Source organism: Longispora fulva (assembly GCF_015751905.1).
Taxonomy (GTDB): Bacteria; Actinomycetota; Actinomycetes; order Mycobacteriales; family Micromonosporaceae; genus Longispora; species Longispora fulva.
On sequence record NZ_JADOUF010000001.1, the window covers coordinates 6,324,941 to 6,351,242 of the forward strand.

General features: G+C 70.5%; 27 protein-coding genes. 7 read left to right on the forward strand and 20 right to left on the reverse strand.

Annotation, left to right across the window (positions count from 1 at the left end; all coding sequences use genetic code 11):
* Window positions 1–233: 233 nt before the first annotated feature.
* Window positions 234–1,184: a D-alanine--D-alanine ligase family protein gene (locus tag IW245_RS28725; RefSeq protein ID WP_197006265.1), complete on the reverse strand. Its 951-nt coding sequence runs from the start codon at window positions 1,182–1,184 to the stop codon at window positions 234–236.
* A 106-nt stretch (window positions 1,185–1,290) separates the two neighbouring features.
* Window positions 1,291–2,547 carry an aminotransferase-like domain-containing protein gene (locus IW245_RS28730; protein ID WP_197006266.1) on the reverse strand — a complete coding sequence of 419 codons (1,257 nt, stop codon included), beginning with the start codon at window positions 2,545–2,547 and terminating at the stop codon, window positions 1,291–1,293.
* Between the two features lie 212 nt (window positions 2,548–2,759).
* On the opposite strand from IW245_RS28730, the gene IW245_RS28735 reads away from it, so the two are divergent.
* Window positions 2,760–3,410 (forward strand): GNAT family N-acetyltransferase, encoded by a 651-nt coding sequence (locus tag IW245_RS28735; RefSeq protein ID WP_197006267.1) that lies wholly within the window; start codon window positions 2,760–2,762, stop codon window positions 3,408–3,410.
* Here IW245_RS28735 and IW245_RS28740 read toward each other — a convergent pair.
* From IW245_RS28740 to IW245_RS28775, 8 genes are all read right to left on the reverse strand, one after another.
* Entirely contained in the window at window positions 3,407–3,700 is a 294-nt protein-coding gene (locus IW245_RS28740) for a DUF3817 domain-containing protein (protein ID WP_231398970.1), read from the reverse strand. The two genes, IW245_RS28735 and IW245_RS28740, sit on opposite strands and share 4 nt — an antisense overlap.
* 52 nt (window positions 3,701–3,752) lie before the next feature.
* Window positions 3,753–4,457, reverse strand: a complete 705-nt coding sequence (locus tag IW245_RS28745; protein WP_197006269.1) for a YaaA family protein — start codon at window positions 4,455–4,457, stop codon at window positions 3,753–3,755.
* Window positions 4,454–5,602 (reverse strand): N-acetylmuramoyl-L-alanine amidase, encoded by a 1,149-nt coding sequence (locus IW245_RS28750; RefSeq protein WP_197006270.1) that lies wholly within the window; start codon window positions 5,600–5,602, stop codon window positions 4,454–4,456. Before IW245_RS28750 ends, IW245_RS28745 begins: the two co-directional genes overlap by 4 nt.
* A gap of 196 nt (window positions 5,603–5,798) precedes the next feature.
* On the reverse strand, window positions 5,799–6,113 hold the full coding sequence (gene trxA, locus IW245_RS28755) for a thioredoxin (RefSeq protein WP_197006271.1): 315 nt from the start codon (window positions 6,111–6,113) through the stop codon (window positions 5,799–5,801).
* Between the two features lie 4 nt (window positions 6,114–6,117).
* Window positions 6,118–7,047, reverse strand: a complete 930-nt coding sequence (gene trxB, locus IW245_RS28760) for a thioredoxin-disulfide reductase (protein WP_197006272.1) — start codon at window positions 7,045–7,047, stop codon at window positions 6,118–6,120.
* A 61-nt stretch (window positions 7,048–7,108) separates the two neighbouring features.
* Window positions 7,109–7,930 carry an RsmA family anti-sigma factor gene (locus tag IW245_RS28765; protein WP_197006273.1) on the reverse strand — a complete coding sequence of 274 codons (822 nt, stop codon included), beginning with the start codon at window positions 7,928–7,930 and terminating at the stop codon, window positions 7,109–7,111.
* Window positions 7,927–8,475, reverse strand: coding sequence for an RNA polymerase sigma factor SigM (gene sigM / locus IW245_RS28770; RefSeq protein WP_197006274.1), 549 nt, complete (start codon window positions 8,473–8,475; stop codon window positions 7,927–7,929). Before sigM ends, IW245_RS28765 begins: the two co-directional genes overlap by 4 nt.
* A 35-nt stretch (window positions 8,476–8,510) precedes the next feature.
* Window positions 8,511–10,058 carry a protein kinase family protein gene (locus IW245_RS28775; RefSeq protein ID WP_233472849.1) on the reverse strand — a complete coding sequence of 516 codons (1,548 nt, stop codon included), beginning with the start codon at window positions 10,056–10,058 and terminating at the stop codon, window positions 8,511–8,513.
* Between the two features lie 147 nt (window positions 10,059–10,205).
* On the opposite strand from IW245_RS28775, the gene IW245_RS28780 reads away from it, so the two are divergent.
* The gene (locus IW245_RS28780) at window positions 10,206–11,738 is read left to right on the forward strand and encodes a helicase HerA-like domain-containing protein (protein WP_197006275.1); all 1,533 of its coding nucleotides are present in this window, start codon (window positions 10,206–10,208) and stop codon (window positions 11,736–11,738) included.
* Between the two features lie 124 nt (window positions 11,739–11,862).
* On the opposite strand, the gene murJ is transcribed toward IW245_RS28780, so the two are convergent.
* Window positions 11,863–13,581, reverse strand: a complete 1,719-nt coding sequence (gene murJ / locus IW245_RS28785; RefSeq protein WP_231398971.1) for a murein biosynthesis integral membrane protein MurJ — start codon at window positions 13,579–13,581, stop codon at window positions 11,863–11,865.
* Window positions 13,582–13,639: 58 nt separating this feature from the next.
* Here murJ and IW245_RS28790 point away from each other — a divergent pair, with 58 nt between their 5' ends.
* Window positions 13,640–15,082 carry a CCA tRNA nucleotidyltransferase gene (locus tag IW245_RS28790; protein ID WP_197006276.1) on the forward strand — a complete coding sequence of 481 codons (1,443 nt, stop codon included), beginning with the start codon at window positions 13,640–13,642 and terminating at the stop codon, window positions 15,080–15,082.
* On the opposite strand, the gene IW245_RS28795 is transcribed toward IW245_RS28790, so the two are convergent.
* The 4 genes from IW245_RS28795 to IW245_RS28810 form a co-directional block, all read right to left on the reverse strand.
* Window positions 15,075–15,899: a peptidylprolyl isomerase gene (locus IW245_RS28795; RefSeq protein WP_197006277.1), complete on the reverse strand. Its 825-nt coding sequence runs from the start codon at window positions 15,897–15,899 to the stop codon at window positions 15,075–15,077. The two genes, IW245_RS28790 and IW245_RS28795, sit on opposite strands and share 8 nt — an antisense overlap.
* Before the next feature lie 102 nt (window positions 15,900–16,001).
* Window positions 16,002–17,285, reverse strand: coding sequence for an MFS transporter (locus IW245_RS28800; RefSeq protein ID WP_197006278.1), 1,284 nt, complete (start codon window positions 17,283–17,285; stop codon window positions 16,002–16,004).
* Between the two features lie 132 nt (window positions 17,286–17,417).
* The gene (locus IW245_RS28805; RefSeq protein ID WP_197006279.1) at window positions 17,418–18,911 is read right to left on the reverse strand and encodes a flotillin family protein; all 1,494 of its coding nucleotides are present in this window, start codon (window positions 18,909–18,911) and stop codon (window positions 17,418–17,420) included.
* Window positions 18,908–19,441, reverse strand: coding sequence for an NfeD C-terminal domain-containing protein (locus IW245_RS28810; protein ID WP_233472847.1), 534 nt, complete (start codon window positions 19,439–19,441; stop codon window positions 18,908–18,910). Before IW245_RS28810 ends, IW245_RS28805 begins: the two co-directional genes overlap by 4 nt.
* A gap of 102 nt (window positions 19,442–19,543) precedes the next feature.
* Here IW245_RS28810 and IW245_RS28815 point away from each other — a divergent pair, with 102 nt between their 5' ends.
* Window positions 19,544–20,125 carry an RNA polymerase sigma factor gene (locus IW245_RS28815; RefSeq protein ID WP_197006281.1) on the forward strand — a complete coding sequence of 194 codons (582 nt, stop codon included), beginning with the start codon at window positions 19,544–19,546 and terminating at the stop codon, window positions 20,123–20,125.
* A complete protein-coding gene (locus tag IW245_RS28820; protein WP_197006282.1) occupies window positions 20,125–21,021 on the forward strand; it encodes a hypothetical protein in 897 nt (298 codons plus the stop codon). The genes IW245_RS28815 and IW245_RS28820 overlap by 1 nt, the downstream gene beginning before the upstream one ends.
* 40 nt (window positions 21,022–21,061) lie before the next feature.
* On the opposite strand, the gene IW245_RS28825 is transcribed toward IW245_RS28820, so the two are convergent.
* Genes IW245_RS28825 through IW245_RS28835 form a run of 3 tightly spaced genes read right to left on the reverse strand, consistent with a single transcriptional unit; the run spans window position 21,062 to window position 23,169 of the window.
* Window positions 21,062–21,487, reverse strand: coding sequence for an ester cyclase (locus tag IW245_RS28825; RefSeq protein WP_197006283.1), 426 nt, complete (start codon window positions 21,485–21,487; stop codon window positions 21,062–21,064).
* 57 nt (window positions 21,488–21,544) lie between these two features.
* Window positions 21,545–22,681: a TolB family protein gene (locus IW245_RS28830; RefSeq protein ID WP_197006284.1), complete on the reverse strand. Its 1,137-nt coding sequence runs from the start codon at window positions 22,679–22,681 to the stop codon at window positions 21,545–21,547.
* Window positions 22,678–23,169, reverse strand: coding sequence for a SigE family RNA polymerase sigma factor (locus tag IW245_RS28835; protein ID WP_197006285.1), 492 nt, complete (start codon window positions 23,167–23,169; stop codon window positions 22,678–22,680). The genes IW245_RS28830 and IW245_RS28835 overlap by 4 nt, the downstream gene beginning before the upstream one ends.
* A 106-nt stretch (window positions 23,170–23,275) precedes the next feature.
* On the opposite strand from IW245_RS28835, the gene IW245_RS28840 reads away from it, so the two are divergent.
* Together IW245_RS28840 and IW245_RS28845 are read left to right on the forward strand one after the other, a co-directional pair.
* On the forward strand, window positions 23,276–24,022 hold the full coding sequence (locus IW245_RS28840; RefSeq protein ID WP_197006286.1) for a GntR family transcriptional regulator: 747 nt from the start codon (window positions 23,276–23,278) through the stop codon (window positions 24,020–24,022).
* An 83-nt stretch (window positions 24,023–24,105) separates the two neighbouring features.
* Entirely contained in the window at window positions 24,106–24,447 is a 342-nt protein-coding gene (locus tag IW245_RS28845; RefSeq protein ID WP_197006287.1) for a hypothetical protein, read from the forward strand.
* Between the two features lie 87 nt (window positions 24,448–24,534).
* Here the strand turns inward: IW245_RS28845 and IW245_RS28850 are convergent, their stop codons facing one another.
* Together IW245_RS28850 and IW245_RS28855 are read right to left on the reverse strand one after the other, a co-directional pair.
* Window positions 24,535–25,614: an inositol-3-phosphate synthase gene (locus IW245_RS28850; protein ID WP_197006288.1), complete on the reverse strand. Its 1,080-nt coding sequence runs from the start codon at window positions 25,612–25,614 to the stop codon at window positions 24,535–24,537.
* Window positions 25,615–25,640: 26 nt separating this feature from the next.
* Complete coding sequence (locus IW245_RS28855) at window positions 25,641–26,255, reverse strand: PadR family transcriptional regulator (protein WP_197006289.1); 615 nt, start codon at window positions 26,253–26,255, stop codon at window positions 25,641–25,643.
* Between the last annotated feature and the right edge of the window lie 47 nt (window positions 26,256–26,302).

A 26,302-nucleotide genomic window follows, 5' to 3' on the forward strand; every position in this document is an offset into this window, starting at 1 on the left:
GACAACGGGCTAGACGTCACCCTCGATTCAAAGGGTTGCCGCCCTACGAAAAAATTTCCAGGACCCCACGCGCCCAACCGCCGCGCCGCCTCGCCGGGCCCCGCCCCGCGCCCCGCCGAGCCGCGCCCTGCCGAGCCGCGCGCCTCGCGCCCCGCACCACGAACCGCCCCACACCCCGGACACGAACGAGCCCGGCCCCTCCGAAGAGGAGACCGGGCCCGGGGCCGTGCAGATCAGGACTTGCGGTCGATCGCCGCCTGGATCAGCTTGCTCAACACCTCGCCGAAGTCCAGCCCCGCCGCCTCGATGGCCATCGGCACCAACGACGTCTCGGTCAACCCCGGCGACACGTTCGCCTCCAGCACGTGCGCGTCCCCGCCCGCGTCGACGATCAGGTCCACCCGGGACAGGTCCCGCAGCCCGAGCGCCTTGTACGTCGCCACCGCGATCTCGGCCACCCTCTCGGTGACCTCCTCGGGGAGCCGGGCCGGCGCGTGCCAGGTGGTGACGCCGGCGGTGTAGCGGGCGGTGTAGTCGTACACCCCGTTGGCGGGGACGATCTCGACGGCGGGCAGGGCCACGGGGCCGTCGCCGAGGTCGAGGACGGTGACCGCGACGTCGACGCCGGTGACGAAGCGCTCGATGAGGGCCGTGCCGCCGTACGCGAAGCAGCCCACCATCGCGGCGGGCAGCTCGGAGGCCTCCCGGACCACGTGCGCGCCGAGCCCGGAGCCGCCCTGGGTGGGCTTGACCATGAGCGGCAGGCCGAGCCGGTCGATGATCTGGGTCATGAGCGCGCCGGCGCCGAGTTCGGAGAAGGTCTCCTGCGGGAGCGTGATCCAGTCGGGCGTCGGCAGGTTGTTGTCCCGGAGGACGGCCTTGGCGGTGGGCTTGTCCCAGGCGAGCCGGGCGGCCCGGGCGTCGGGGCCGACGTACGGGACGCCGGACAGCTCCAGCACCCCGCGCAGCGCGCCGTCCTCCCCCGTCGCCCCGTGCAGCGAGATCAGCACGGCGTCGGGTGGGGTGGCGGTGAGGATGGGAAGCAGGGTCACGTCGGCGTCGCGCTGTTCGGCGTCGAGGCCGGCGAGCCGGAGCGCGTCGAGCACCCGGCGGCCGGACCGCAGCGAGACGTCGCGCTCATAGGACAGGCCCCCGGCGAGGACCAGGACGTGGGCGAAACTCATGCTGTGCTCCTTCGTCGAACGACCAGCGACCGACGGTTGGTCAGTGTGAAGGGAAGAGGACGGTGACGCGCTGCCGGCCACACCCGGCAGCGACGAAACCACCACTCTATGAAGCTACTCCGAAGGTCGCCCGCAGGGCCTGCTCTTCCTCGATGGTGGCGGCGAGCCGGCGCACTCCTTCGCGGATCCGCTCGGGGGGCGGGAAGCAGTACGACAGGCGCAGGTTCTGCCGGCCGGTGCCGTCGGCGTAGAACCCGGTGCCGGGCACGTACGCGACCCGGTTGTTGATGGCGCGCGGCACCATGGCCTTGGAGTCGAGCCCGTCGGGCAGGGTGAGCCAGACGTAGAAGCCACCGGCCGGCCTGGTCCACTGGGTGCCGGCGGGCATGAAGTCGTCGAGGGCGGTGAGGACGGCGTCGCGGCGTTCCGCGTACACCCCCTGGAATTTTTTGAGTTGTTCCTGCCACGGCATGGTCGTGAAGTAGGCGGTGACGGCCGACTGGGACAGCATGCTGGGGCAGAGGATCTGGGCCTCGGACGCCATGACGAGCTTGTCGCGGACGGCGTGCGGGGCGAGGATCCAGCCGACCCGGACCCCGGAGGCGAAGGTCTTGGAGAAGGTGCCGAGGTAGATGATGCCCTCGCGCACCCGGGACCGCAGGGCCGGCAGCGGCTCGGTGTCGAAGCCGAGCAGGCCGTAAGGGTTGTCCTCGAGGATGAGCAGCCCGGCGCGCGCGCAGATCTCGATGATCTCGTCGCGGCGTTCGTTGGGCAGGGTCACACCGCCGGGGTTGTGGTAGGTCGGCACGGTGTAGAGGAACTTGACCCGCCGACCGGCCTTCGCCATGTCCTCCAGCGCCGCGGAAAGCGCCGAAGGGATCAGACCAAGATCATCCATGGGTACGTGCACCACATCCGCCTGCGCGGCCTGGAACACCCCGAGCGCCCCGACGTACGAGGGCCCCTCGGCGAGCACGACGTCGCCCGGGTCGAGGAACACCCTGGCGACCAGGTCCAGAGCCTGCTGGGCTCCGGTGGTGACCACGACGTCGTCGGGGGATGCCCCGCACCGCGCGTCGATGCCCTCGAGCGCCATGATCTCGCAGATGATCTCGCGCAGGGCGAGGTCGCCCTGCCCGATGCAGTACTGCAGGGCCGAGGCCCCGTTCTTGGCGATCAGCTCGCCCATCATCTCGCCGACGGCGTCGAGCGGGAGTGCGGAGACGAATGGCGATCCGCCGGCGAGGCTGACCACCTCCGGCCGACTTGCGACTGCGAAAAGAGCCCGGATCTCCGAGGCCGTCATGCCTCGAACCCGTTGGGCGTACCTATCGGTGTAGTCGTCAAGCGTCGTGCCGGTCACTCAGTCCTCCGAACCGTCGCGCAGGAGGGCGCCTCGGCCGGGGCGTCTGTGACCCAGCGCGGGGCGCGCGGATCGTCTGATTCTACCGGGCCGAAACGTGTCAACTCTCGGCTGTTCGGAGGAGAGGCACCTTAGACTTGTCCTTCTGGGCAATACGCAAGGTTCGCTGACCTGTGCAGACGTGGGCCCGATCGAGGTTTTTGGGGGTGCATGTGTCGCGCCGTCTGGTCAGTTTGACCTTGGACACGCTCGAGGAGCTGCCGAGGAAGTGTCGGTCCTGCGTGCACTGGGAGCTGGATCCGATCGCCGGTGAGCGCTCGTGCGCCAACGGCACGGCCGATCTGGCCAAGGAGTCCTGGGTCTCGCAGACCCTGCTGGAGTGGGGCTCGTGCGGCAAGCTCGCGTACGTGGACGGCCTGCCGGCCGGCTACGTGATGTACGCGCCGCCGGCCTACGTCCCGCGCTCGATGGCCTTCCCGACGAGTCCGGTCTCCCCCGACGCCGTGCTGCTGACGACCGCGCACGTGGTGCCGTCGTTCGCCGGAGCCGGGCTGGGGCGGATGCTCGTGCAGGGCGTGGCCCGGGAGCTGACCAAGCGGGGCGTGAAGGCGATCGAGGCGTTCGGGGACGCGAAGTGGGAGCAGCCGGAGTGCGTCGCGCCTGTCGACTTCTTCCTGTCGGTCGGGTTCAAGACGGTCCGCCCGCACCCGAGGTACCCGCGGCTGCGCCTCGAGCTGCGCACGGCGCTGGGCTGGAAGAGCGACGTGGAGTACGCGCTGGAGAAGCTCCTCGGCACGATGAGCCCGGAGCAGGCGCTGCGGCCGACCCAGTTCACCCGCACCGAGCTGGCGCCCCGACGCTAGTCGGTGACCAGGTCCCGCCCGGCCACCCGGCGCTCGAACCACAGGGTGGCCAGCGGCGGGATCGCGGCGAACAGCCCCAGGAGCACCGTCCGGGCGTCCCAGCGGTAGTTGCGGGCGCAGAGCAGGACGGACACCCCGTACAGGACGAACAGCGCGCCGTGGATCGGGCCGAACACCTTCACGCCGATCTCGTTGTGCACGACGACGTACTTGAAGAACATCCCGACCAGCAGGCCGATCCACGAGCAGGCCTCGGCGAGTGCTGCGAACCGGAAGAGTCTCAAGGGCATGAGACCCATTATTTGGTACGAGCGGAGCCCGACCCGGCACGCGTGCGGTAGATCACGCGTGCACGATCTCCACGGTCCAACGCCCGGTGGCGGTCGCCTCCAGCCCGGCGGCACGGGCGACGTCGACCAGCTCGTCGACCGTCTCGACCGGAGCCTGGGCGAGGGCCCGGGCCAGCAGCCCCTTGGTCGCCTTGTTGAAGTGCGACACGACCTTGCCCTCGGCGGTGACCACCCGGACCGCGACGGCCCCGGGCAGGGGCGCCAGAGCCCCGTACGCGCCCGAACGCAGGTCCACGACCATCCCGTCCAGCCCGCGCAGCACCGGGCCCAGCACGGGCTTCCACAGGGCCGGCAGGCCGCCGACGCCAGGGAGCCGTGACCCGCCCGACAGCCGGTACGCCGGAACCGGGTCCTCCGCGCCCAGCAGCCCGAACAGCGCCGACCCGACCATGAGCCGGGCGCGCGCCCCCGCCGGCAGCGTCGGCGCGTCGAGGGAGTCGAACAGCACCCCGGTGTAGCGGTCCAGGGCCGGCATGGTGGCCGCCTCGCGGAGCACGAGGTTGTGCTTGAGCTCCTGTTCCTGCTTCTCGCTCAGGCCCAGCGCCGCGCGACCCTCCTCCGGCGACAGTCCGGACAGGACCGTCACGAGGCGCTGGCGGACCGGGTTCAGCTCCGGGAACGACAGTGCGGACAGGGCCAGCGGCTCCCCCGTACCCGTCGGATTCTTGGTTTCGCTCGGTGGGAGCAGGACGATCATCGACCGGCCAGCATCGCCCGCAGGCTGGACACGTCGAACGTGCCGGTCGGCACGTCGGCCTCCATCGAGAAGAACATCCGCTGGATCGCGGCGAGCAGCGCGTCGACCACGGTGTCGCGGAACGCCGGGTCGGTGAGCCGGGCCCGGTCCGACGGCGAGGTCAGGTAGCCGACCTCGACCCGGACCGCCGGCATCCGGCTACGGCGGAGCAGCTCCCAGGTCTTGGCGTGCACCCGGCAGTCGATCATCCCGGTCCGGGCGACGATCTCGCGCTGCACCAGGCCGGCGAACCGCTCCCCCGCCGTGGACGTGACCGCGTTGTCGCCGCCGTAGTGGTAGGTGGCCACGCCGGCGGCCAGCGGGTTGTGGTGCCCGTCGGTGTGCAGGGAGATCAGCAGGTCGCCGCCGAGGTTGTTGGCCAGCTCGGCCCGCTCGGCGTCGGTGAACCCGTTGTCCGGGCCCCGGGTCAGGTGCACGGCCACCCCGGCGGCGGCCAGCCGGCCCTCCAGGCGGCTGGCCAGGTCGAACATCAGGCCGGACTCGGTGTGCCCGCCGTCGGTGACGCCGGGGTCGGTGCCGCCGTGCCCGGGGTCGATGATGATCCGCTTGCCGGCGAGGGCCGGGCCGGCGTGGAACAGGTTCGCCGACTCGCGGAGGAACTGCGGCCGGCCGCCGACGACCTTGCGGCCCAGCCGGCGCAGCGCGGCCATCGTCGACGGCCCGAACGAGCCGTCCGGCACCAGGCCGACCTCGCGCTGGAACTGGGCCAGGGCCCGCGCCGTGGCGGGGCCGAAGATGCCGTCGGGGCGGGACGGGTCGTAGCCCATCTCCAGCAGCCGCTCCTGCAACTGGCGCACGTCGTCGCCGACCAGCGGGTCGGGCAGGGTCTGGTAGAGCAGGCGCTCGCCGAGCTGCCACTGGGCGGCGACCAGCGCCCGCCAGGTCTCGTCGCCCACCGCGCCGTCGGCGGTCAGGCCCCTGGACTGCTGGAACGTCCGCACGGCCAGCTCGGTGGCCGCGTCGAAGACCTCGTCGCCGGAGCTCTCGCCGGAGCCGGCGGCCGGGTCGAGCACGCCCAGCTTCCGCAGGGTCGCGCGGATCTCCACGACGGCCGGGCCGGTGGCTCCTCGCCGGAATGAGCGCACGCGTTCTCCTCCTGTCGCGGTGTCCGCAGCCTAGTTGACCGCTGCCACGAGGCTAGCGGCTGTGATCCAGACAAACTTCGCAGCCCACCCCCGGTGCGCCGCGCTCACGGTCCCCTTACCCACAGCGTGCCGTCCCTCACACACAATTCTGGCGGTGACCCCCGATCTTCGAGGGTCACCGCCAGAAAGTGTGAAACTAGATCGCGTCCTCGATGAAGGCCTTGATCTTGCTCTTCGGGTGCGCGCCGATCATCGACGACACCGGCTTGCCACCCTGGAAGATGGTCAGGGTCGGCAGCGACATGACCTTGTAGTCGCGCATGACCTCGGGGTTGGCGTCACCGTCGAGCTTGACGATCTCGATCTTGTCGCCCAGCTCCTCGGCGAGCTCGGCGAGCACCGGGCTGACCTTCCTGCAGGGCGCGCACCATTCGGCCCAGAAGTCCACCAGCACCGGCTTCTTGGACTGGAGGACGTCGGAGACGAAGCTCGCGTCGGTCACTGCCTTCATGTATCTACTCTCCTGTCACGTGGGCGAGGAACCGCTCGGCGTCGAGCGCTGCGGCACAACCGGTGCCCGCGGCGGTGATGGCCTGGCGGTACGTGTGGTCCACCAGGTCACCGGCCGCGAAGACCCCGGTGAGGTTGGTACGGGTACTCGGGGCGTCGACCTTCACGTAGCCCTCGTCGTCGAGGTCCACCTGGCCGACGAACAACTCGTTGCGCGGGTCGTGGCCGATCGCGACGAACAGGCCGGTGATGTCGAGCTTGCGCTCCTCACCGGTGACGGTGTCCCGCAGGACCACGCCGGTGACCTTGTCCTCGCCGAGGATCTCCTGGACGACGCTGTTCCACTCGACCTTGATCTTCGGGTTGGACAGCGCGCGCTCCACCATCACCTTGCTGGCCCGGAACTCGTGCCGGCGGTGCACGATCGTCACGGTCTCGGCGAACTTCGTCAGGAACGTCGCCTCCTCCATCGCGGTGTCGCCACCGCCGACCACCACGATGTGCTGGCCGCGGAAGAAGAAGCCGTCACAGGTGGCGCAGCTCGACACGCCGTGGCCGAGGAGCCGGTCCTCGCCCTCCACGCCCAGGTGCCGCCAGGCGGAACCGGTGGACAGGATCACGGCGTGCGCCTGGTACTCGGTGTCGCCGATCCAGACCTTCTTCACGTCGCCCGACAGGTCCACCCGGGTCGCGTCGTCGGTGATGAACTCCGCGCCGAACCGCTCGGCCTGCGCGCGCATGTTCTCCATCAGCTCCGGGCCCATGATGCCCTCGGGGAAGCCCGGGAAGTTCTCCACCTCGGTGGTCGTCATCAGTGCGCCGCCGGACTGCGCGCCCTCGATGACGAGGGGGTTCAGGCTGGCGCGGCTCGCGTACACGGCGGCGGTGTAACCGGCCGGGCCGGAACCGACGATGATCAGCTTGCGTACGTCCACGGAAAGTCTCCTAGATCGGCGTCCAGTCGGCGCAACGCCATCGTACGGAGCACGATTCCCGCTACCGGGACGGTGTCGGGTAGATCTCGTCCGCGCCGCCGGTCCCGCACGCCGGGCCGACGATGACCGTCGCCGAGTCGCCGCCGTCCAGGGTGATCACCAGGGCAGGTGAGCCCTCGTACCGGGCGTAGTCGGCCTTGGTGGGCTTGCCGCCGTGGATCGCCTGCACGGCCTTCATGCACGCGTCGAACAGCGCACGTTCGCGTAACGGGTCGAGCTTGCGCGGCGGGTGCTGGTAGGTGGCCTGCGCGTCGACGCCCGGGGCGAGCAGGCCCTTGATCTGGCCGGCGGTGTAGTTGCGGCCGCTGGCGAGGGTCTGCACCCCGGTGCCGGGCGGGCCGTAGTCGGACTCCGCGCCCTCCGGCGACGAGGCGGCCGCCGACGGGCCGGTCGGCGAAGCAGGACCCGCCGCGCGCTGGTCGGACTGCGTGGCGGCCTTCCCCGCGGTGACCGACGTGTCGTCAGATGTCTGGTCGAGCAGCAGGCCGACGCCGCCGAGCGCGACGATGGTCACGGCGAACGCGCCACCGGCCAGCGCCCAGCGGGACCGCCTCCGGGCGGCCGGCGGCACCACGGCCGGGACCGGGCCGGACTCAGCGACCAGGGCTGCGGAGATCCTCGCCGCGACGTCGGCGGGCAGCTCCACCGGCTCAGCGGCGAAAGCCGACAGATCCGACCGGACGGCCACATCCGCGACGAGCAGCTCCTCGTACGCCGCGCGCCAGGCCGGATCCGAGGCGATCCGGGCCGCGACAGCCTGCTCCTCCGGGGTGCCGTCGAGGGCGCCACCGAGGTAGTCGGCCAGTGCGTCGTACATGTTCATGAGACGTCATCCAGGAGCGATGGGTTCCGCAGGTGGCCGAGAAGCACAGCCAGCCGGGCGCGACCCCGGGCACACCGGCTCTTGATCGTGCCCTCGGCGACCCCCAGGATCCTGGCGGCCTCGGCCACCGGATAGCCCTGGACATCGACCAGGACCAGCGCCGCCCGCTGTTCGGCCGGCAGCTCGGCCAGCGCGGCGCGGACCAGCATCGGGGTGTCGCGGTCGGTGTCCGTCGACGGCTCGTCCGGGCCCGACTCCGGCAGCGGCACCGTGGGGCGAGCCTGGCGGCGGCGAACCCGGTCCAGGCAGGCGTTGACCACGATCCGGTGCAGCCACGTGGTGACAGCCGACTCGCCCCGGAACCGCGCGGCGCTGCGGTGCGCCGACAGCAACGCGTCCTGGAGGGCGTCGGCGGCCTCCTCCCGATCGCCGAGAGTGCGCAGCGCGACGGCCCACAGCCGGCTCTGGTGCCGCCGGATCAGCTCCTCGAAGGCGCCCCGGTCACCGGCGGCGTGGGCGCTCAACAGCTCCGCATCGTCCCGCACGGCGTCACCCTACCGATCCACACGGCTTCCCGGGGTCACTGGACCCGGACCGTGACCTCCTGAATTCCGACCTGGTACCTGCCCTCACTGACGGCCGGGAGTTTGGTGATCCAGATCAGCAGGTACTGCACCTTGGCCCCCACGTTGAACACCTTGCGGGTGCCCACGTTGTCCACGGGCCCCTCGACCGTCGTGTACGACGAGAGGATCTTCGTGTCGCCCTGGCTCGTGTTGCCCGGATCCTCGGTGCCCGACTTGAGCTCCACCGTCGCGCCCGGCCGGTCGAACTGCACCTCGACGTTGACCACGTTGCTAGACGAGCCCAGGTTGATCAGGAGACCCATGCCCGGCTTGATCTTGCCGAACTCGGGGTGGTCCCAGTACTGCTGGGTCTGCCAGCCCGTGGTCAGACTGCCGTCGAGCACCTTCTCCGCGCCGGTCAGCTCGTCGTCGCGGTCACCGGACGGCGCGACGATCCGCACCTGACCGGCGGTGAGCGCCAGCGGGCTCGGCGCGGCACTCGGGCCGGGGTGGCCGGGCGAGGTGCCCGGGGTGGCCTTGTCGGTGCCCTTGCTGTCGGAGGCCGGCAGGGTGACGGCGACGAGCACGCCGGTCAGCGCCACGATCAGGAAGCCGGCGATGGCCAGCGCCCAGCGGATCCGCATCCGGCGCGAGTGCGCCGCCGCGGGGGTGGCCCGGGGCAGCCGGACCGGCGTGTCGGGGCCGAGCAGCGAGTCGAGCGGGGCCGGCCCGAACCGGCTCAGGTCGGCGGCCACCTCGGCGGCCGTCGGCGCGGTGCCCTCCGGGTCGAGGAGCAGCATGCACAGCTCGTCGAGGTCGGCGGGCACCCCGGCCCGGATCTGCCGCGGGGAGGCGATCTTGCCGCCGTCGACCCGCAGCGCGTTCGGCAGGGCCTTGGAGCCCTCGATCTCGTGCGGCCAGTGGCCGGTCAGCGCCGAGTAGAGCACGGCGCCGATCGCCCGGACGTCGGCCTCCTGGGAGGTGGCGTCGGTGACCCGGGCGTCGGCGAGCACCACCCGGCCCTCGTCGCCGATCAGCACGGTGCCGGGGTGCACGTTGCCGTGCGCCACGCCGGTCTCGTGCACGGCGGCGCAGGCGTCGGCGATCGCGTGCGTCACCAGGGCGGCCCGGCGGGGCTCCAGGGGCGATTCGAGGAGGATCTGGCGGAGCGACTGGCCCTCGACCCACTCGCGGACCACATACGCCCGGTCGCCCTCGTCGACCGCGTCGTAGACGCCGGCCAGGTTGGGGTGCACGACCCGGCTCGCCGTCACGGCGGCCTGGAGCATCTCCAGGGCGGCGTCGCCACCCGGATGCCGCAGGACCATCGCGACCGGACGGCGCAGGATCACGTCCGTGCCGCGCCAGACCTGACGGCCGGCGGGGTCGTCGTTGATGTGTTCCTCGAGCCGGTAGCGGTCGGCCAGCACCTCGCCGACCTCGCTGCCCTGCTTGCTGTGCTCCGTCGGAGCGGGCTGAGACTCGGTCGTCTCTGGATCCACCGTGAGCGCACCCGTGCTGTCGCTGGACGAGCTCTCGTGACCCTCGTCGACCTTGGTCACCCCGTGCTCCTTCCGCTTTTGGCCGTAGGGACAGCCTAGGCGTACGCCCCCAAGAGACCTTACCCGTGTGGTGCCCAGTTCCTGGAGATCAGCGTCTATGTGGCCTAACGCTCATGACATTGCGGACAAAGAACTACGATTTATGCCATGACTTCGGAGTTGGTGGACAAGGTCACGGCCGGATACACGTTCAATTCGCCCACCCTCGACCTTGGCGCGCTCGTCGTGGACGGAGTCGGGGTGCCGACAGCGCAGATCCGCATCCCGTTGGCCGTTCTCAACCGGCACGGGCTGGTGGCCGGCGCGACCGGTACCGGAAAGACGAAGACCCTCCAGGTCATGGCCGAGCAGCTGTCCACGGCCGGCGTGCCGGTCTTCCTCGCCGACATCAAGGGCGACGTCTCGGGGATGGCCGTCCCGGGCGAGTCGAACGACAAACTCGTCGCGCGCGCCGCCGAGATCGGCCAGACCTGGCAGCCGACCGCCTACCCGTGCGAGTTCTACGCGCTGGGCGGCAAGGGGACGGGCATCCCGGTCCGGGCGACGATCACCTCGTTCGGGCCGACGCTGCTGTCGAAGGTGCTGGGCCTGTCGGACGTACAGGAATCCTCGCTGAACCTGATCTTCCACTTCGCGGACAAGAACGGCCTACCGCTTCTCGACCTGAAGGACCTGCGCGCCGTCATCCAGCACTTGACCAGCGACGAGGGCGCCGAGGCGCTCAAGGAACTCGGCGGACTGTCCAAGCAGACGGCCGGCGTGCTGCTCCGCGAGCTGATCGGCTTCGCCGACAAGGGGGCCGACGAGTTCTTCGGCGAGCCGGAGTTCGTGACCACCGACCTGCTGCGCACCGCCCCAGACGGCCGGGGCCTCGTCTCGATCATGGAACTGCCCGGCGTGGTCGCCCAGCCCGCGCTGTTCTCCACGTTCCTGATGTGGCTGCTCGCCGACCTGTTCAACGACCTGCCAGAGGTCGGCGACCTGGACAAGCCCAAGCTGGTGTTCTTCTTCGACGAGGCGCACCTGCTGTTCAAGGACGCCTCGAAGGCGTTCCTGGAGTCGATCACGCAGACCGTCCGGCTGATCCGGTCCAAGGGCGTCGGCATCTTCTTCGTGACCCAGACCCCGAAGGACGTGCCCGGCGACGTGCTCGCCCAGCTCGGCAACCGGGTGCAGCACGCGCTGCGGGCGTACACGCCGGAGGACGCCAAGAACCTCAAGGCCACGGTGTCGACGTATCCGACGTCCGACTACGACCTCGCCCAGGTGCTCACCTCGCTCGGGATCGGCGAGGCCATCGTGACGGTCCTGTCCGACAAGGGCGCGCCGACGCCCGTGGCGTGGACGAAGCTGCGCGCGCCGCAGTCACTGATGGCTCCGGCGCCGGCCGAGGTGCTGGATGCGGCCGTGAAGTCGTCTCCGCTGTACCCAAAATATGCGGAAATGGTGGATCGGGAGTCGGCGTACGAGATCCTGATGGCGAAGGTCGCGGCGCAACCCGAGACGCCGGCCGCGCCCGCGCCCGCTCCGAAGCAGGCCCGGGCGCCGAAGGAGGAACCCGGCATGGTCCAGCAGGTCATGGAGTCCAGCGCCGTGAAGAGTTTCCTGCGCTCGGCGGCCACCTCGATCGGCCGCGAGATCACCAGATCTATTTTTGGTACGGCACGGAAACGGCGCTAGCTCGTTGGAGGGGATATGAACACATACGGACCCGGCGACGGGGACACCTGGGACCCGACGAGCTCCGACGACTGCCTCGGGGCCTAGGGGTGAGGTCGGAGCCCCGGCGGCGTGTGGCCGGGGCCTAGCGGCCGAGCTTGCGCTTGACCATGCCGATCGCCTCGGTGACCTCGGCGATCCGCAGCAGGTGCGCGACGCCGAGGTAGACCAGCCCGATCACGGCCGAGCCGAGCACCAGCACCAGGGCGTTGTAGACCTTGCCCCCGGTCTCCGGGTCGAACGGCAGCGTCACCGCGTACCCGGCGGCCGTGGCCACCAGCGCGGCCCCCGCCACCTTCGCCACCGTGATCCCGATCGCGCGCAGCCCCAGCGGGCCCAGCCGCCGGCGCAGCAGCAGGCCGGACAACCCGACCGCGGCCAGGAACGACAGCGCGTTGCCGAACATCAGGCCGGCAGCCAGGGAGCTGAGGGAGAACAGGAGCCACCAGAGGACGTCCACGCCGATCCGGACCGCGACCACCGGAATGTTGATCAGGGCCGGGGTGCGGGTGTCAGGCAGGGAGTAGAACGCGAAGGTCTGCAGCTGGCTCACCGCGAACGGGATCAGCGCGAACGCCGCGGCCGCCGTCACGATGCCCGTCGACAGCGCGTCGGCCTGCTCGAAGTTGCCGGCCTTGAACAGGGTGACGCCGATCGGCACGTTGAGCACCATGTAGATCACGGAGATCGGGGCCAGCAGCACCACCACGAGCCGGGTGCCCTTCGCCAGGTAGTCGACCACCTCGTGGTTGCGCCCGGCTGCGGCGGCAGCGCTCAGCCGGGGCATCAGCGCGGTCAGGATCGACACCGCCACGATCCCGTGCGCCATCATCATCAGCAGGTACACGTTGTTGTAGATCAGGATGCCGGGCTCATGCTTGTCCGAGGCGTAGCTGGCGAGCTTGGCGATCGCGAACACCGCGACCTGGCTGACCGCCACGTAGCAGACCATCCAGCCGCCGAGCCGGGCGATCTCCCGCAGCCGCAGCGCCCGGAAGTCGAACCGCCAGGCCCACCGGAAGCCGACCTTGCGCAGGGCCGGGATGAGCGAGACCGCCTGGAGCACGATGCCGGAGGCCGTGCCGAGGCCGATGATCCACACGGTGCCGGTCGGGGTGTCGGCGAGGGTGGGCTTGGCGGTCGTCATCACCAGCACCAGACCGGCCGCGCCGCACAGCACCAGGTTGTTGAGGATCGGGGCCCACATCGGGGCCGCGAAGTGCCCCCGGGTGTTCAGGACGGCCGCGAACAGCGCCGCCAGGCCGTAGAAGAAGATCGTGGGCAGCACCATGTACGCCCAGGTGGTGGTGAGGTCCAGCTGTGCGCCGTTGGCCACGATCCGGGCGAGCAGGGGCGCCGCTGCCACCGCCAGCAGCGTCGCCAGGCCCAGGAACAGCACCGCCGCCGTCAGTAACCTCTGGGTGTACTTCTCCCCCCGGTCGTCGTCGGAGTCCCGGGCGCGCACCAGCAGGGGCACCAGCACGCTGGAGAGCACCCCGCCGAGCAGCAGCTCGTAGACCATGCCGGGGAACAGGGTCGCGTTCGTGTACGCGTCCCCGACCGCCGAGCCGAGGGCGGCCGTGACGAGCAGGGTGCGCAGGAAGCCCGTACCCCGGCTGACCAGGCTGCCCAGAGCCATGCCGGCGCTGCTCCGGCCGATGCTCTTCTCCTCGGCGGCTGGTGCGCCCGAACGGGCCGGCTGTGGGGCCTCCGCCGGCACGACCGCGAGCAGCTGGGTGGCGTCCGGGTCGGCCTCGGGCACGATGGGCAGGATCACTGTCGCGTCGGGGTCCGGCTGCCTCATACGGCTGACAGTAGCCGCCCGGAACGCGGAGAACCGCGCCGACTACCCTGGATCAACCATGTCTGAGAACGATCACCGAGCGTTGACGGCCGCCCAGCAGCGGGGCGTCGCCGAGCTGCTGCGCATCTCCCCCGTCGCCGACGAGTTGGGCAAGCGCTTCGCGGCCGCCGGGCACGAGCTGCATCTCGTCGGGGGTTCCGTCCGTGACGCCCTGCTGGGCAGGCTCGGCGACGACCTCGACTTCGCCACCGACGCGCACCCCGAGCAGACCCTCGACCTGTTGAAGAACTGGGCCGAGGCGATATGGGAGACCGGTCGGGAGTTCGGGACGATCGGGGCCACCAAACACGGCTTCCGCGTCGAGATCACGACATACCGTGCTGAAGCGTACGACGGGCTGTCGCGCAACCCGGTCGTGCAGTACGGCACCTCGCTCGCCGACGACCTGGTCCGCCGCGACTTCACGATCAACGCGATGGCCGTCTCGCTGCCCGGGCACGAGTTCACCGACCTGTTCGACGGGCTCGGCGACCTGGCCCGGAAGGTGATCCGGACCCCGGGCGCGCCCCAGGACTCGTTCGGCGACGACCCGCTCCGGATGCTGCGGGCGGCCCGGTTCGCCGCGCAGTTGGAGTTCGCCGTGGCCCCCGAGGTCCGGCAGGCGATGACGGACATGGCCGCCGACCTGGACCGGATCACGGCCGAGCGGATCCGCGACGAGTTCAACAAGCTGCTCTGCGGCGCCGACCCGCTCGCCGGGCTCCGGCTGCTCGTGGACAGCGGGCTGGCCGAGCGGTTCCTGCCCGAGCTGCCGGACCTGCGGATGTCCATCGACGAGCACGCCCAGCACAAGGACGTCTACGAGCACACCCTGACCGTGGTCAGCAACGCCGTGTCCCTGGAGGAGAACGGCGCGGACCTGGTGCTGCGGCTCGCCGCCCTGCTGCACGACATCGGCAAGCCCGAGACCAAGGCCATCGAGGGGGACGGCCGGGTGTCGTTCCACCACCACGAGGTGGTCGGCGCGCGGATGACCCGGGCGCGGCTGAAGGCGATGAAGTACCCGAAGGATGTGATCAACGCCGTCAACCAGCTGGTGTTCCTGCACCTGCGGTTCTACGGCTACGGCCGCGGCGAGTGGACCGACTCGGCCGTGCGGCGCTACGTCACCGACGCCGGCGAGCTGCTCCCCCAGCTGCACAAGCTGGTCCGCTCCGACTGCACCACCCGGAACAAGCGCAAGGCCGCGGCCCTGTCCAGCACGTACGACATGCTGGAGGAGCGGATCGCCCGGATCGCCGCCGCCGAGGACCTGGCCAGGGTGCGGCCGGACCTCGACGGCAACGCGATCATGGAGCTGCTCGGGTTGCCGCCGGGTCCGCTGGTCGGTCAGGCCTGGCGGTTCCTCAAGGAGCTGCGCCTGGAGCGCGGGCCGCTGGAGCACGACGACGCCGTGGCGGCGCTGAGGGACTGGGCCCGCGAACAGGGTCTGACTAGCTGACGGTCACCTTGGTCATGGTCACCGGGATCTTGGGCCGTTCGTTGGTGGTGTCGTGCCCGCCGGCGACGACCTGGTCGACGATCTCCATCCCGTGCGTCACGGTGCCGACCACGGAGTAGTCCGCCGGCAGCTGCGCGTCGGCGCCCACGATGAAGAACTGGCTGCCGTTCGTGCCCGGCATCATCGTCCGCGCCATGGCCAGGGTGCCGCGCGGGTAGGGGTTCGCCTGGCCGACCGGCAGGTTTTCCTCGGCGTACTGGTAGCCGGGTCCTCCGGTGCCCTTCCCCGACGGATCGCCGCACTGGAGCACCACGAGACCGTCGGCGGGCGTGGTGACGCGGTGGCACGTCACATTGTCGTAGTAGCCCTGGCCGGCGAGGCTGCGCAGGGCCGCGACCGAGCAGGGCGCCTTGTCCCCGTACAGGTCGATGGTGATCGTGCCGAGGTTCGTGACGATCGTGCCCGTCATCCTCCGGCGCTCGACGGTCGTCGGCTGGGCGGGTCTGAGGGTCGAGTCCATGGTGCTCGCCGGGGTCCAGACGCAGCCGTCGACGGTGCCCGGGGCCGAGGTGCCGCCCGGCCTCGCCGTGGTGCCCGGGGCCGAGGTGCCGCCCGGCCTCGCCGTGGTGCCCGGGGCCGACGGGACGGGCTCGGCCGGCGCGGCGGAATCGGAGGATGTGTGGCGCAGTGTGATCCAGGCGGCGATCCCGCCGGCGGTCAGACCGCCACAGGCCAACACCGCGCACACGATGACCAGCGCGATCAGCCATCTGGCGCGGGAGGCGGGGCGGTCGGGCGGAGCGGTCGGCATCGTCATGGCCCGATTCTGTCCGACCAGCGCCACCCGACGGAACACGTTCCCGACCGGCGTCGCTTCCGACCGGCGGCCCCGGACGGAACACGCTCCCGACCGGTGCGGCTACGCGCGGATCAGGGTCCCCCGGCGCAGCACCGAGAAATACCAGGTGGCGAGGGTCGCGTACCCGGCGGCGATGCACACCATCGCGAGCACCGACCTGCCGTCGACCGGCAGCAGATACGCCCCGATGAACAGCCCCACCACGTTCAGCGAGTTGAAGGCGGTGTCGTTCACGCTGAACACCCGACCCTGGTACTCGTCATCGCACTCGTGCTGGATCGACGTGTCCACCACGATCTTCATGCCCCCGGAGGCGATGTTCAGCACGAACACCCCGCCGAGCAGCATCCACGGCTTGAAGCTCAGGGTCAGCGCGGCGATCGCCCCGGCGTCGACGGCGAGCAGCGCGAGCAGCCACAGCTGACCGCCCCACTTCCGGGTCGCCGCCGGGGTGACCAGGGCCGCGACCAGCGCGCCGACCGCGCCGAACGCGAAGACCAGCCCGAGGAACTCCTTGCCGTGCCCCATCGTCTTCGCGAACAGCAGGGTGGCGATGGTCAGCAGGCCGTACAGGCCCCGCGCGCCGCCCTGGGCGAGCAGCGCGTAGTAGGCCACCTTGCGCGACCTCAGGTGCCGGGCGCCGTCGACCATGCCCCGGGCCGCGACGGCGAGGGCCTGCGGCACGGACAGGTGGCTGTGCCGCTGCCGGTCGGCCGCGTCGGGGCCGAGGGCCTCCCAGTGGAAGAGGACCTTCGCCAGCAGGGAGGACGCGGCGTAGCCGAGGAGGGCGGTGAGCACGATGATGGCGTACCCGTGGAATTTCGCCCCGACCACCGACAGCAGCCCGACCGCGGTGGCCAGCCCGGCAGTGAACGCGATCGTGCCCAGCGTGTTCGCCACGGCGTTGGCGGTGGCCAGCCGTTCGTCCTCCACCACGTGCCGCAGCGACGCGGACAGGCAGGCCAGGAAGAACCGGTTCACCGCGATGATCACGAGCGCGATCAGGGCGAACGGCAGATCCGCGTGCCCGAACCACAGCAGCGCCGCCGACGGCACGATCAGGAGCGCGCGGGTCAGGTTCGCCATCACCAGGATGTTGCGCCGGCTCCACCGGTCGAGGAAGACCCCGACATAAGGGCCGATCATCGAGTACGGCAGCAGGAGGATCGCGAATCCCGCCGCGATCGACACCGGGCTGCTGTGCATCTGGGGGTTGAACAGGACGCTGCCGCCGATGCCCGCCTGGAACAGCCCGTCGGCGAACTGGCTCGACAGCCGGACGCCCAGCATCCGGCGGAACCCTCGCCGGGACAGCACAGCGCGCAACTCCCGAGTGGCAACCACCGACCGAGTGTACGGCTTCGGTCAGATCATGCGGTTCCAACAAAAAGGGCCCCGGTCATCCCGGGGCCCTTTCCGCGCGTGTCGCGCCGATCACTCCACGTCCGCATCGGGACGCGCCGCGCTATCGCGGGGCTACTCCGCGTCGAGAACCTTCGTGTCGGCCGCGGCCCCGCCGAGCTTGGCCAGCAGGCCGGCGAGGTCGATCCCGGTCAGGTCGGTGCCGAGCTGCAGCCCCTGAGCCACGTTCGACGCGACCGACTTGGTGAGCGACGACGCGCCGTCCGTGGAGATCACGGTCAGCTTGTCGATCGAGGCCATCGGCGCGGACGCCTCCTTGACGACCTGCGGCAGCACCTTGACGAGGAGGTCGAGGATGGCGGCCTCGCCGTACCGGGCGAACGCCTCGGCCTTCTTCTCCATCGCCTCGGCCTCGGCCTGACCCTTGGCGAGAATCGCGGAGGCCTCGGCGGCACCCTCGCGCTCGACGGCGTCGGCGATGGCCTGCCGGCGGAGCTTCTCGGCCTCACCCTCCTTGGCGCCCTCGATCGCGTTGGCCTCCGCCAGCGCCGTACGCCGGGACTTCTCACCCTCACCGTTCAGCCGGGCCGTCTCCGCCTCGGCCTGGGCGCGCGCGACGGCGGCCTGGCGCTGGGCGTCGGCCTGGAACACCGCGGCGTTGCGGGCGGCCTCGGCCTCCTGCTCCAGCTTGTACCGCGCCGCGTCGGCCGGCTTGCGCACCTCGGTGTTGAGCTCGCGCTCCTTGAGCTCCGCGTTGCGCTCGGCGACCTTCTGCTGCTCCATGAGGATGGCCTGCTGGCGCTCGGCCTCGGCCAGCGGACCGGCGGCGGCCGACCGGGCCTTGGCCGCGTCGATCTCGGACTGCACCTCGGCCTGCTTGAGCGCCAGGTTCCGGTTCGCCTCGGCGATCAGCTCCTCGGCGCGCATCCGGGCCTGCTCGGCGGCCTGCCGGGCCTGTGCCTCGGCGATCGCCGCGGTCTGCAGCACCCGGGCGGCCTCGGGCCGACCGAGGTCCTGCAGGTACGACCCGGCGGTGCGGATGTCCTCCAACTGGAAGGCGTCGAGCACCAGCCCCTGGTGGGACAGCGTGTTCTCGACCTCCTCGGCGACCTCGGCCGCGAACGCCGCCCGGTCCCGGATGATCTCCTCGACGGTGAGCCGGCCGACGATGGAGCGCAGCGCGCCAGCGAGCACCTGGGCCGTGAAGGCGGCGATCTTGTCCTGCTGGTGCAGGAACCGCTGGGCGGCTGGCCGGATGGCCTCGGCGGTGCCGCCGACCTTGACGATGGCCACGGCGTCGGCGTCGCAGCGGATGCCCTGCTTGCTGACCGCGCCCGTGATCGACACCGGGATCTCCCGGCTGGACAGGTCGAGGATGTAGAGCCGCTGGACGACCGGCATGACGAACACCGAGGCGCCCATGACGACCTTCTGGCCGGACATGTCCGTCACGACCGTACCGTCGGCGGCTGTGGTCGCCTTGCCCTTGCGACCGGTGACGATGAACGCCTCATTCGGCCCGGCGACCTTGATCCGGGACAGGACGAACAACACGATCAGGAGAAGTAGGAGGGCGCCGCCGATGATGGCGAACAGGATCGAGCTCATTGACCGTCCTTCTGGAAGAACTGGGGAGTGGGCTGGACGAGCACGCAGCTCGGGCTGACGGTGTCGATGACCAGCACCGACGTCCCGACCGCCAGGGGCTCCTCCGACTGCGCGTTGAACTTCATCGACTGGCCGGCCACCGTCAGCCGGACCTCGCCGTACCTCCCTGGCCGGGTCGCGGTGAGGACTACTCCCACGGACCCGACCAGGGCACTCGAGGTCGGGGTGGGGTCAGTGCCCATCCGCTGGGCGGCGCGGGTCAACCGGGCGGCCAGGTAGCCGACCGGCACCGCGGCGAGGACGCCGGCGCCCGAGCCGACCAGACCGTCGAGCGACCGCCCAGGGGTCAACTCCGCGGCGATCGCCCCGGCGAATCCGAATGCGCCGACGAAACCGGACACCGCCGGCAGCGTGAGGGAGCTGCCGATGTCCCCGTGCCCGAGGTGCAGGTGGCTGCCGAGGAACGACAGCGCGAGCACGACCAGGCTGAAGCCACCGATACTCAGGAAGATCAGCGTCGCCAGTCCCACGCCATCACGGTAGGGCACCCCTGCCACCCGCGTCGGCCCATAACCTGTGTGTTCGACGACAGACGCAACGGGCCCGGGCGTGCCGGCCACTAAACGGGTGTGATGACGGGAACGACCACTGACCGCGAGCTGTGGGACGAGGCGCTGGCCGGGAGCCCTGCCGCGTTCGGGCTGCTGTTCGACCGGCACGCCCGGGCGGTGTACAACCACTGCTTCCGGTTGACCGCCTCCTGGTCGGAGGCGGAGGACCTCACCCAGGTGACGTTCCTCACCGCGTGGCGGCGGCGCGCCCAGATCAGGCTGGAGCGCGACTCGGCGCTGCCCTGGTTGCTCACGGTCGCCACGAACGTCGCGCGCACCCACGCCCGCTCGCTGCGCCGCCGGTTCGCGCTGCTGACCCGGGCGACCGGCCGCCACGACGACCTGCGCGCGGCCGACCACGCCGAGGAGGTGGCCGAACGCGTGGACGCCGAACGCCGGATGGCCGCCCTGCTCGGGGACGTCGGTCGGCTGCCGCGCGCCGAGCGGGAGGCGTTCGCGCTGGTGGTGCTCTCCCAGGTCTCTTATGCCGACGCTGCTGGCGCTCTGGGGATCGCCGAGGCCAGCGTCCGGTCGCGGGTCAGCCGGGCTCGGGGCCGGCTGACCCGCCTGACCGTTCCGACCGATGCTTCGAGGGAACAGTGATGTCCGATCTTCTCGACCTGCCCCCGGACCGGGACCTGCCGCCCGCGGCCCACGACCGGATCAGATCCGAGCTGCTCCGGGCTGTCGCCGGCCCCGGGCCCGCGCGATCGGTTCGGTGGTACGCCCCGGCAGCCGTCGCCCTGGCCACCCTCACCGTGCTGGCCGTGGCCATGTCGAGCACCTGGCTGCCCAGTGCCGCCGAGTCCGGCCACCCGGCGGAGGGTGTCCGGCCGAGGGTCGCCCCGGTGTACTCCACGGGCGGGGGACCCGCGGTGTACACCGCCCGCCCGGAGCCGGCCCTCACGGCGATCCCGGGGCTGGACCCCGCCGACGCCGCGCGGATCGAGGAGGAGTGCCGGCAGACACTGCGGATGCGGACCTCGACAGGGAGGTTGCGGCTCTACAACGCGCTCCTGACCCCGGGTGGCTACGTGGCGATCCTGTTCGACGGCCACCATCCGGTGAGCTGCCAGAGCCCGGGGGTCGACGGCGCGGTTGCCCAGACCGACTCGTTCGGGCGCGCTCAACAGCACTTCGGTTGGCTGGTGTCGAAGATGGACGAGGGCGGGTGGCCGTTCACGCCCAGGGACGGGGCCTCGTACGTGCTGGTGGCCGAGGTCCGGCGCGACATTGTCCGGGTCAGGGTGCACGGCCTCACCAGGGACGTCGACGTCCCTGTCGTGAACGGGACGATCCTGTCCACGGCGGTCGGCGCTCCCGGCTTCTCCACTACTCCCTGGAAGAACCTGACCGGCTACGACCAGCAGGGCCGCGTGGTCGCGACGGACAAGGACGGGTCGCGCTACCCGTGCGTGGCGACACCGGACGGCCGGATCATCTCCGGTGACTTCAGTGGAAGGCCCGAGTGGTGCGACGAGGCGTACCCGTGGTGGTGAAGAGCTCGAGGCGACAACCGGTGTTGTCGCCTCGAGGGCGTCAGCCCTGAACTCCCAGCTGGGTCAGCATCTCGCCGATGTTCGGGTGGGAGTGGAACTCCACGATCTTCCCGTTCTTGGTCCGCACGAAGTACGTGCCGTGCGCGTTGACGGACTTGTTCGTCGCCGGCATCTGCTTGTCGCCCATGACCATAGGACCGGTGTTCGTCCCGGTGAACTCCAGCTCGACCCCGACGGAGTCGTCGTTGGCGACCCGGTTGGTGCGCTTCACGTGCATGTCCGGGAACGCCGTGAACCAGCCGTTCATGAACTGGCGCACCTCTTCCCTGGTGCGCATGGGCTCCGGCAGCCCGTCGTCGTGCCACTCGAACTTGTCGGCGAACAACGCCAGGAGCGCGTTGGCGTCGTGGTCGTCCCACGCCTTCAGGCCTGTGTCGTCCAGCTTCTCCATCTCGCGTACCGTCATTGCTGACACCTCCCAAAGTCCACTAAACGGACTTATCGCCCCTGATTCTATCGAAGACTATCGGAGCCGTTCGAGAGTTACCGGGTACAGGGTGCCGAAAGGCTCGGGCACCAGGGTCGATCCACCTGGTCGGCCGTCGATCCCGTAACCGGTGAAGTGGCCCCTGCCGTCCGCCCCCTCGGCCCAGGTCAGGATGCCGCCCGGCCCGGTCCAGTACGTGGTGAGCGACGAGCGCCCCGGCACCGTGAACACCACCCGCCCGGTGGCCGCCTCGAAGACCTGGGGATCCCCGGTCGCCGTGGTGTCCGCGACGACGAACCGCCCGTCCGGCGACCACGCCGTGTACGCGCCCACGAATCCCCTGACCGGCAGCGTCTCCGGCGCGACGGTCACCCCCTCGGCGCCGACCGGCGCGGGATAGACGTTGAGACCGGTCAGCGTGCCGGATTCGTCCGTCGTCGTGAGCACGACGCGCCGCCCGTCCGGGTGCCAGGTGAACGCGCAGAACCTGCCGCAGGCCTGCTCGACGACGCGGATGTTCCTCGTCCGGGCCGACTCCGGGTCCGTGATCGTGAACCCGAGCACCGAACCGTCCCCGTCGATCGTCGACAGGATCCGACTGCCGTCGGGCGACCACTCCGCGTGGTCGAACCGCACGTTGTCCAGCCACGTCACCGCGTCCTTGCCGGTCTTCGCCGGATCGAGGATGCCCGACTGCGCGCCGGGGGAGTTGCGCTCCACGAGAATCCGGGTGCCGGTCGGCGAGCGCCGGGCGCTCATGTAGGGCACGGGGCGGTAGGCGTTGTCGGCGGCCGAGTACACGATCGACGGGACCTCCCAGTCCCCGCTGCGCCACCCGGCGATCCGCCACTCGCCGAGGACGTGGGCGCTGGTCGCCGGAATCAGGTTCGGGCGCGCGGTAGGCGTCGGCGTCGGCGTCGGGGCCGGTTCCGAGGCCTTCGGGGAATCCGCCGGCGTCTCCGCAGGATGAGGGACCTTCAACCCTTCGATGATCTGGTACGGAACCACCGTCACCGCCACAGCGGCCACCACAGCGACCCCCGCCGACAGCCACCGGTTCCGCCGGATCCGGCGCCCCCGCGCCAGCGACAGGGCGGCCAACTCGACCGGCGGCGGCCCCACGGGCAACTCGTCGAGCGCCTCGCGCAGCACGAACTCGACGTCGCGGTTCATCGGTACTCCTCCAGGGTCGCGCGAAGCTTGCGCAGGGCCCGGGAGGCCTGACTGGCCACGGTCCCCGGGGAACAGCCGAGCCGCTGCGCCACCTGATACTCGGTGAGATCCTCCAGATACCGCAGCACCAGCACCGCCCGCTGCCGGGGCGGGAGCCGACGCAACGCGTCCCGGAGCAGCAGCTTCAGAGCCGTCTCCTCCGAACTGTCCGGCAGCGGGGTCTCCGGCAGGCTCGCCATCGACGTCTCCTGACGGTTGCGCCGCCGACGCCACCAGGAGACATGGTCGTTGTACATGACCTGCTTCACATAGGACTCGACTCCCCGCCGGTCGAGCGAACGCCACTTCAGCGCCGTCTTGGCCAGCGCGGTCTGCAACAGGTCCTCGGCGGCGGCCTGGTTGCCGGCCAGGGCGTAGGCGATCCGGAGCAGGGCGGGGCCCCGTTCGGCGACGAAGTCCGTGAACTCCGCCTCTGCTGCTGGCTCCACGGCCACCTCCCTCCCCCATGAGTACGCAGCCGCGCACCGAAACCTTGCCTCGCTGAACTCGGTAAGATTCCCAACTCTTCTGAAGAGTGTGGTGGAGGATGGTCGGGTGACAGAACGACAGCTTCCCGGGTACCGGCGGATCGCCAACGAGGTGCGCGCGGCGATCGCGGCCGGCGAGTTCGCGGAGGGTGACCGGCTGCCGTCCGTCAGCGCGCTCGCCGAGCGGTTCGCCGTGACGACGGGTGTCGTGGTGCGGGCGTTGGAGGTACTGAAGGCTGAGGGACTGGTGATCGCCCGGCACGGGTCCGGCGTTTTCGTCCGTCGGTTCGCGGCCATCCGGCGCAGCTCGCCGGCCCGGCTGTCCCGCGCACGCTGGGGCACAGGCCAGATGATCCAGGACGCGGACACCGAGGTCAGGCCGCGCGTGGTGGACGTGGTGGTGGCGGAGTCTCCCGCACCAGCCTGGGTCGCCGAACCGCTCGGTCTGACCTCCGGCTCCGACGTGCTGTCCAGGTCGAGGCGCTTTCTTGTGGAGGATCGGCCCGTCCAACTCGCGGTCTCCTACTACCCCGCCGACCTCGTCCGCGGCACGCGCATCGCCCTGACGGACACCGGACCGGGCGGCGCGTACGCCCGGCTCGCCGAGCAGGGCCACGCTCCGGCCCACTTCACCGAGTACGTGCGTGGCCGCTTCCCGTCACCTGTCGAGGCCGGGGGGCTGGAGCTCCAGGCGGGCACGTTCGTCCTGGAGATCACGAGGCACGCGTTCACGGCCGCCGGACTATGTGTCGAGGTGAACCGCATGATCCTCGACGCCACCGCCTACATCCTGGACTACACCTTCGACGCATGACTCTTCGTATGAATACTTGACTCTTACGAAGACTTTGGGTCTACTGGAAGGGCGTGAAAGCCCTGCCCAGAGAAGAGGCCGACATGGACTTCGCAGACGAGCCCGACCTGCCCCGCGACCCGACCGGACTGCCGCCGACGTGTGATGAGGAGACGTTCGCCCGGCTCCTCGCCGAGATGGCCGCTTACGAGGCCCCGCGCCGGTTCGCCGTCGCGCAGGAGTGGGGCACCAGGGTCGACGCCCGGATCGCAGGCTGGGGCCTGGCGTTCGAGGACCGTGCCGAGGTGTTCTCTGTCGACTCCTCGGCGCGGATGTGTCTGAAGGCACCGGAGAGCGCGCTGCGTATGTTCGCGCGGGGTGAACACATCTCGGCCAGGATCATCTGGCTCGACCCGGAACCCGAGGAGCCGGAGCCCGAGGAATAGGGGACCGAGGCGACGGAGTCGCCAGGTGGGCGGGGACGGCGAAGGGGCCGCCCCTGCCGGGTGCGGCCCCACTCGTACCAAGAGAAATCAGCTCTTGATCTCGCCCTTGATGAAGTTCTCCACGGCCTGGTGCGCGTCGTGGTCGTTGTACTGCACCGGCGGCGACTTCATGAAGTAGCTCGACGCGGACAGGATCGGACCACCGATGCCCCGGTCCTTGGCGATCTTCGCGGCCCGCAGCGCGTCGATGATGACGCCGGCCGAGTTGGGGGAGTCCCACACCTCGAGCTTGAGCTCAGCGTTCAGCGGGGTGTCGCCGAACGAGCGGCCCTCGAGCCGGATGTAGGCCCACTTGCGGTCGTCGAGCCACGGCACGTAGTCCGACGGGCCGATGTGCACGTCGGAGCCGCGCATCTCGTGCGGGATCTGCGAGGTGACCGACTGGGTCTTGGAGATCTTCTTGGACACGAGGCGCTTGCGCTCCAGCATGTTCATGAAGTCCATGTTGCCGCCGAAGTTGAGCTGGTACGTGCGCAGCAGCTCCACGCCCCGGTCCTCGAACAGCTTCGCCAGGGCGCGGTGCACGATCGTGGCACCGACCTGGGACTTGATGTCGTCGCCGACGATCGGCAGCCCGGCGGCCTCGAACTTCGCGGCCCACTCCGGGTCGGACGCGATGAACACCGGCAGCGCGTTGACGAAGGCGCAGCCCGCGTCGATGGCGGCCTGGGCGTAGAACTTCGCGGCGACCTCGGAACCGACCGGGAGGTACGCGACGACGACGTCGACCCGGGCCTCACGCAGCGCGGCGGCCACGTCGACCGGCGTCTCGTCGGACTCGTCGACCATCTCGGTGTAGTACTCACCGAGGCCGTCGTGGGTCGGGCCACGCTGCACGGTGACGCCGGTCGGCGGCACGTCGCACAACTTGATGGTGTTGTTCTCGCTGGCGACGATGGCCTCGGAAAGGTCGCGGCCGACCTTCTTGGCGTCGACGTCGAATGCCGCGACGAACTCCACATCATTCACGTGGTAGTCGCCGAACTTGACGTGCATCAAGCCCGGTACTCGCTCAGCGGGGTCGGCGTTGCGGTAGTACTCGACGCCCTGGACCAGGGACGACGCGCAGTTGCCGACACCGACGATGGCTACCCGTACGGAACCCATCGCGCTGCCTCCTTCACTCATACTTTTCATCGGTCTGTCGCCGCCTCAGGTGGCGGGGTGGCCTCGGTGGCCTGAGCGGACTCTGTGGCGACCGTCACAGACGGTCCACTGCCTGCCCGCTCGTGGGCGATGAGCTCTTCGAGCCACCGCACCTCGCGCTCGGCCCCCTCGAGGCCGTGGCGCTGCAGCTCCTGCGTGTAGGCGTCGAGCCGCTCCGCGGCCCGGTGCAGGGTCTCCCGCAGCCCCTCGCGTCTCTCCTCCACCCGGCGGCGGCGTCCCTCGAGGATGCGGAGCCGGGTGGCAGGATCGGTGCGCGCGAAGAACGCGAAGTGCACGCCGAAGCCCTCGTCGTCATACGTCTCGGGCCCCGCCGCGACCAGGAGCTCCTGAAAACGCTCCTTGCCCTCTGCGGTGATCTTGTAGACGACCTTGCTGCGACGCCCGACCAGGGTCGGGGTCTCGTTCGGGTCGTTCTCCTCGGTGATCCAGCCGCCTGCCTGGAGCCGGCGTAGCGTCGGGTACAGCGAGCCGTAGCTGATCGCCGCACGGAACGCTCCGACCTTCACCGCGAGCTGTTTGCGCAGCTCATAGCCGTGCATCGGCGCCTCATGCAGCAGACCCAGGATCGCGAGTTCCAGCACCTGGACCCCCTCTGCTGCGGCTCGATGTATCGGCTCGATACATCGTA

Coding starts and splice junctions, on each gene's coding strand:
- IW245_RS28795 (WP_197006277.1), bottom strand. CDS start 15,899: ATGACGATGCCGACCGCTCCGCCCGACCGCCCCGCCTCCCGCGCCAGA.
- IW245_RS28790 (WP_197006276.1), top strand. CDS start 13,640: ATGTCTGAGAACGATCACCGAGCGTTGACGGCCGCCCAGCAGCGGGGC.
- IW245_RS28815 (WP_197006281.1), top strand. CDS start 19,544: ATGACGGGAACGACCACTGACCGCGAGCTGTGGGACGAGGCGCTGGCC.
- IW245_RS28830 (WP_197006284.1), bottom strand. CDS start 22,681: ATGAACCGCGACGTCGAGTTCGTGCTGCGCGAGGCGCTCGACGAGTTG.
- IW245_RS28765 (WP_197006273.1), bottom strand. CDS start 7,930: ATGAACATGTACGACGCACTGGCCGACTACCTCGGTGGCGCCCTCGAC.
- IW245_RS28820 (WP_197006282.1), top strand. CDS start 20,125: ATGTCCGATCTTCTCGACCTGCCCCCGGACCGGGACCTGCCGCCCGCG.
- trxA (WP_197006271.1), bottom strand. CDS start 6,113: ATGAAGGCAGTGACCGACGCGAGCTTCGTCTCCGACGTCCTCCAGTCC.
- murJ (WP_231398971.1), bottom strand. CDS start 13,581: ATGAGGCAGCCGGACCCCGACGCGACAGTGATCCTGCCCATCGTGCCC.
- IW245_RS28745 (WP_197006269.1), bottom strand. CDS start 4,457: ATGATCGTCCTGCTCCCACCGAGCGAAACCAAGAATCCGACGGGTACG.
- IW245_RS28805 (WP_197006279.1), bottom strand. CDS start 18,911: ATGAGCTCGATCCTGTTCGCCATCATCGGCGGCGCCCTCCTACTTCTC.
- IW245_RS28740 (WP_231398970.1), bottom strand. CDS start 3,700: ATGCCCTTGAGACTCTTCCGGTTCGCAGCACTCGCCGAGGCCTGCTCG.
- IW245_RS28725 (WP_197006265.1), bottom strand. CDS start 1,184: ATGAGTTTCGCCCACGTCCTGGTCCTCGCCGGGGGCCTGTCCTATGAG.
- IW245_RS28825 (WP_197006283.1), bottom strand. CDS start 21,487: ATGACGGTACGCGAGATGGAGAAGCTGGACGACACAGGCCTGAAGGCG.
- IW245_RS28780 (WP_197006275.1), top strand. CDS start 10,206: ATGACTTCGGAGTTGGTGGACAAGGTCACGGCCGGATACACGTTCAAT.
- IW245_RS28845 (WP_197006287.1), top strand. CDS start 24,106: ATGGACTTCGCAGACGAGCCCGACCTGCCCCGCGACCCGACCGGACTG.
- IW245_RS28850 (WP_197006288.1), bottom strand. CDS start 25,614: ATGGGTTCCGTACGGGTAGCCATCGTCGGTGTCGGCAACTGCGCGTCG.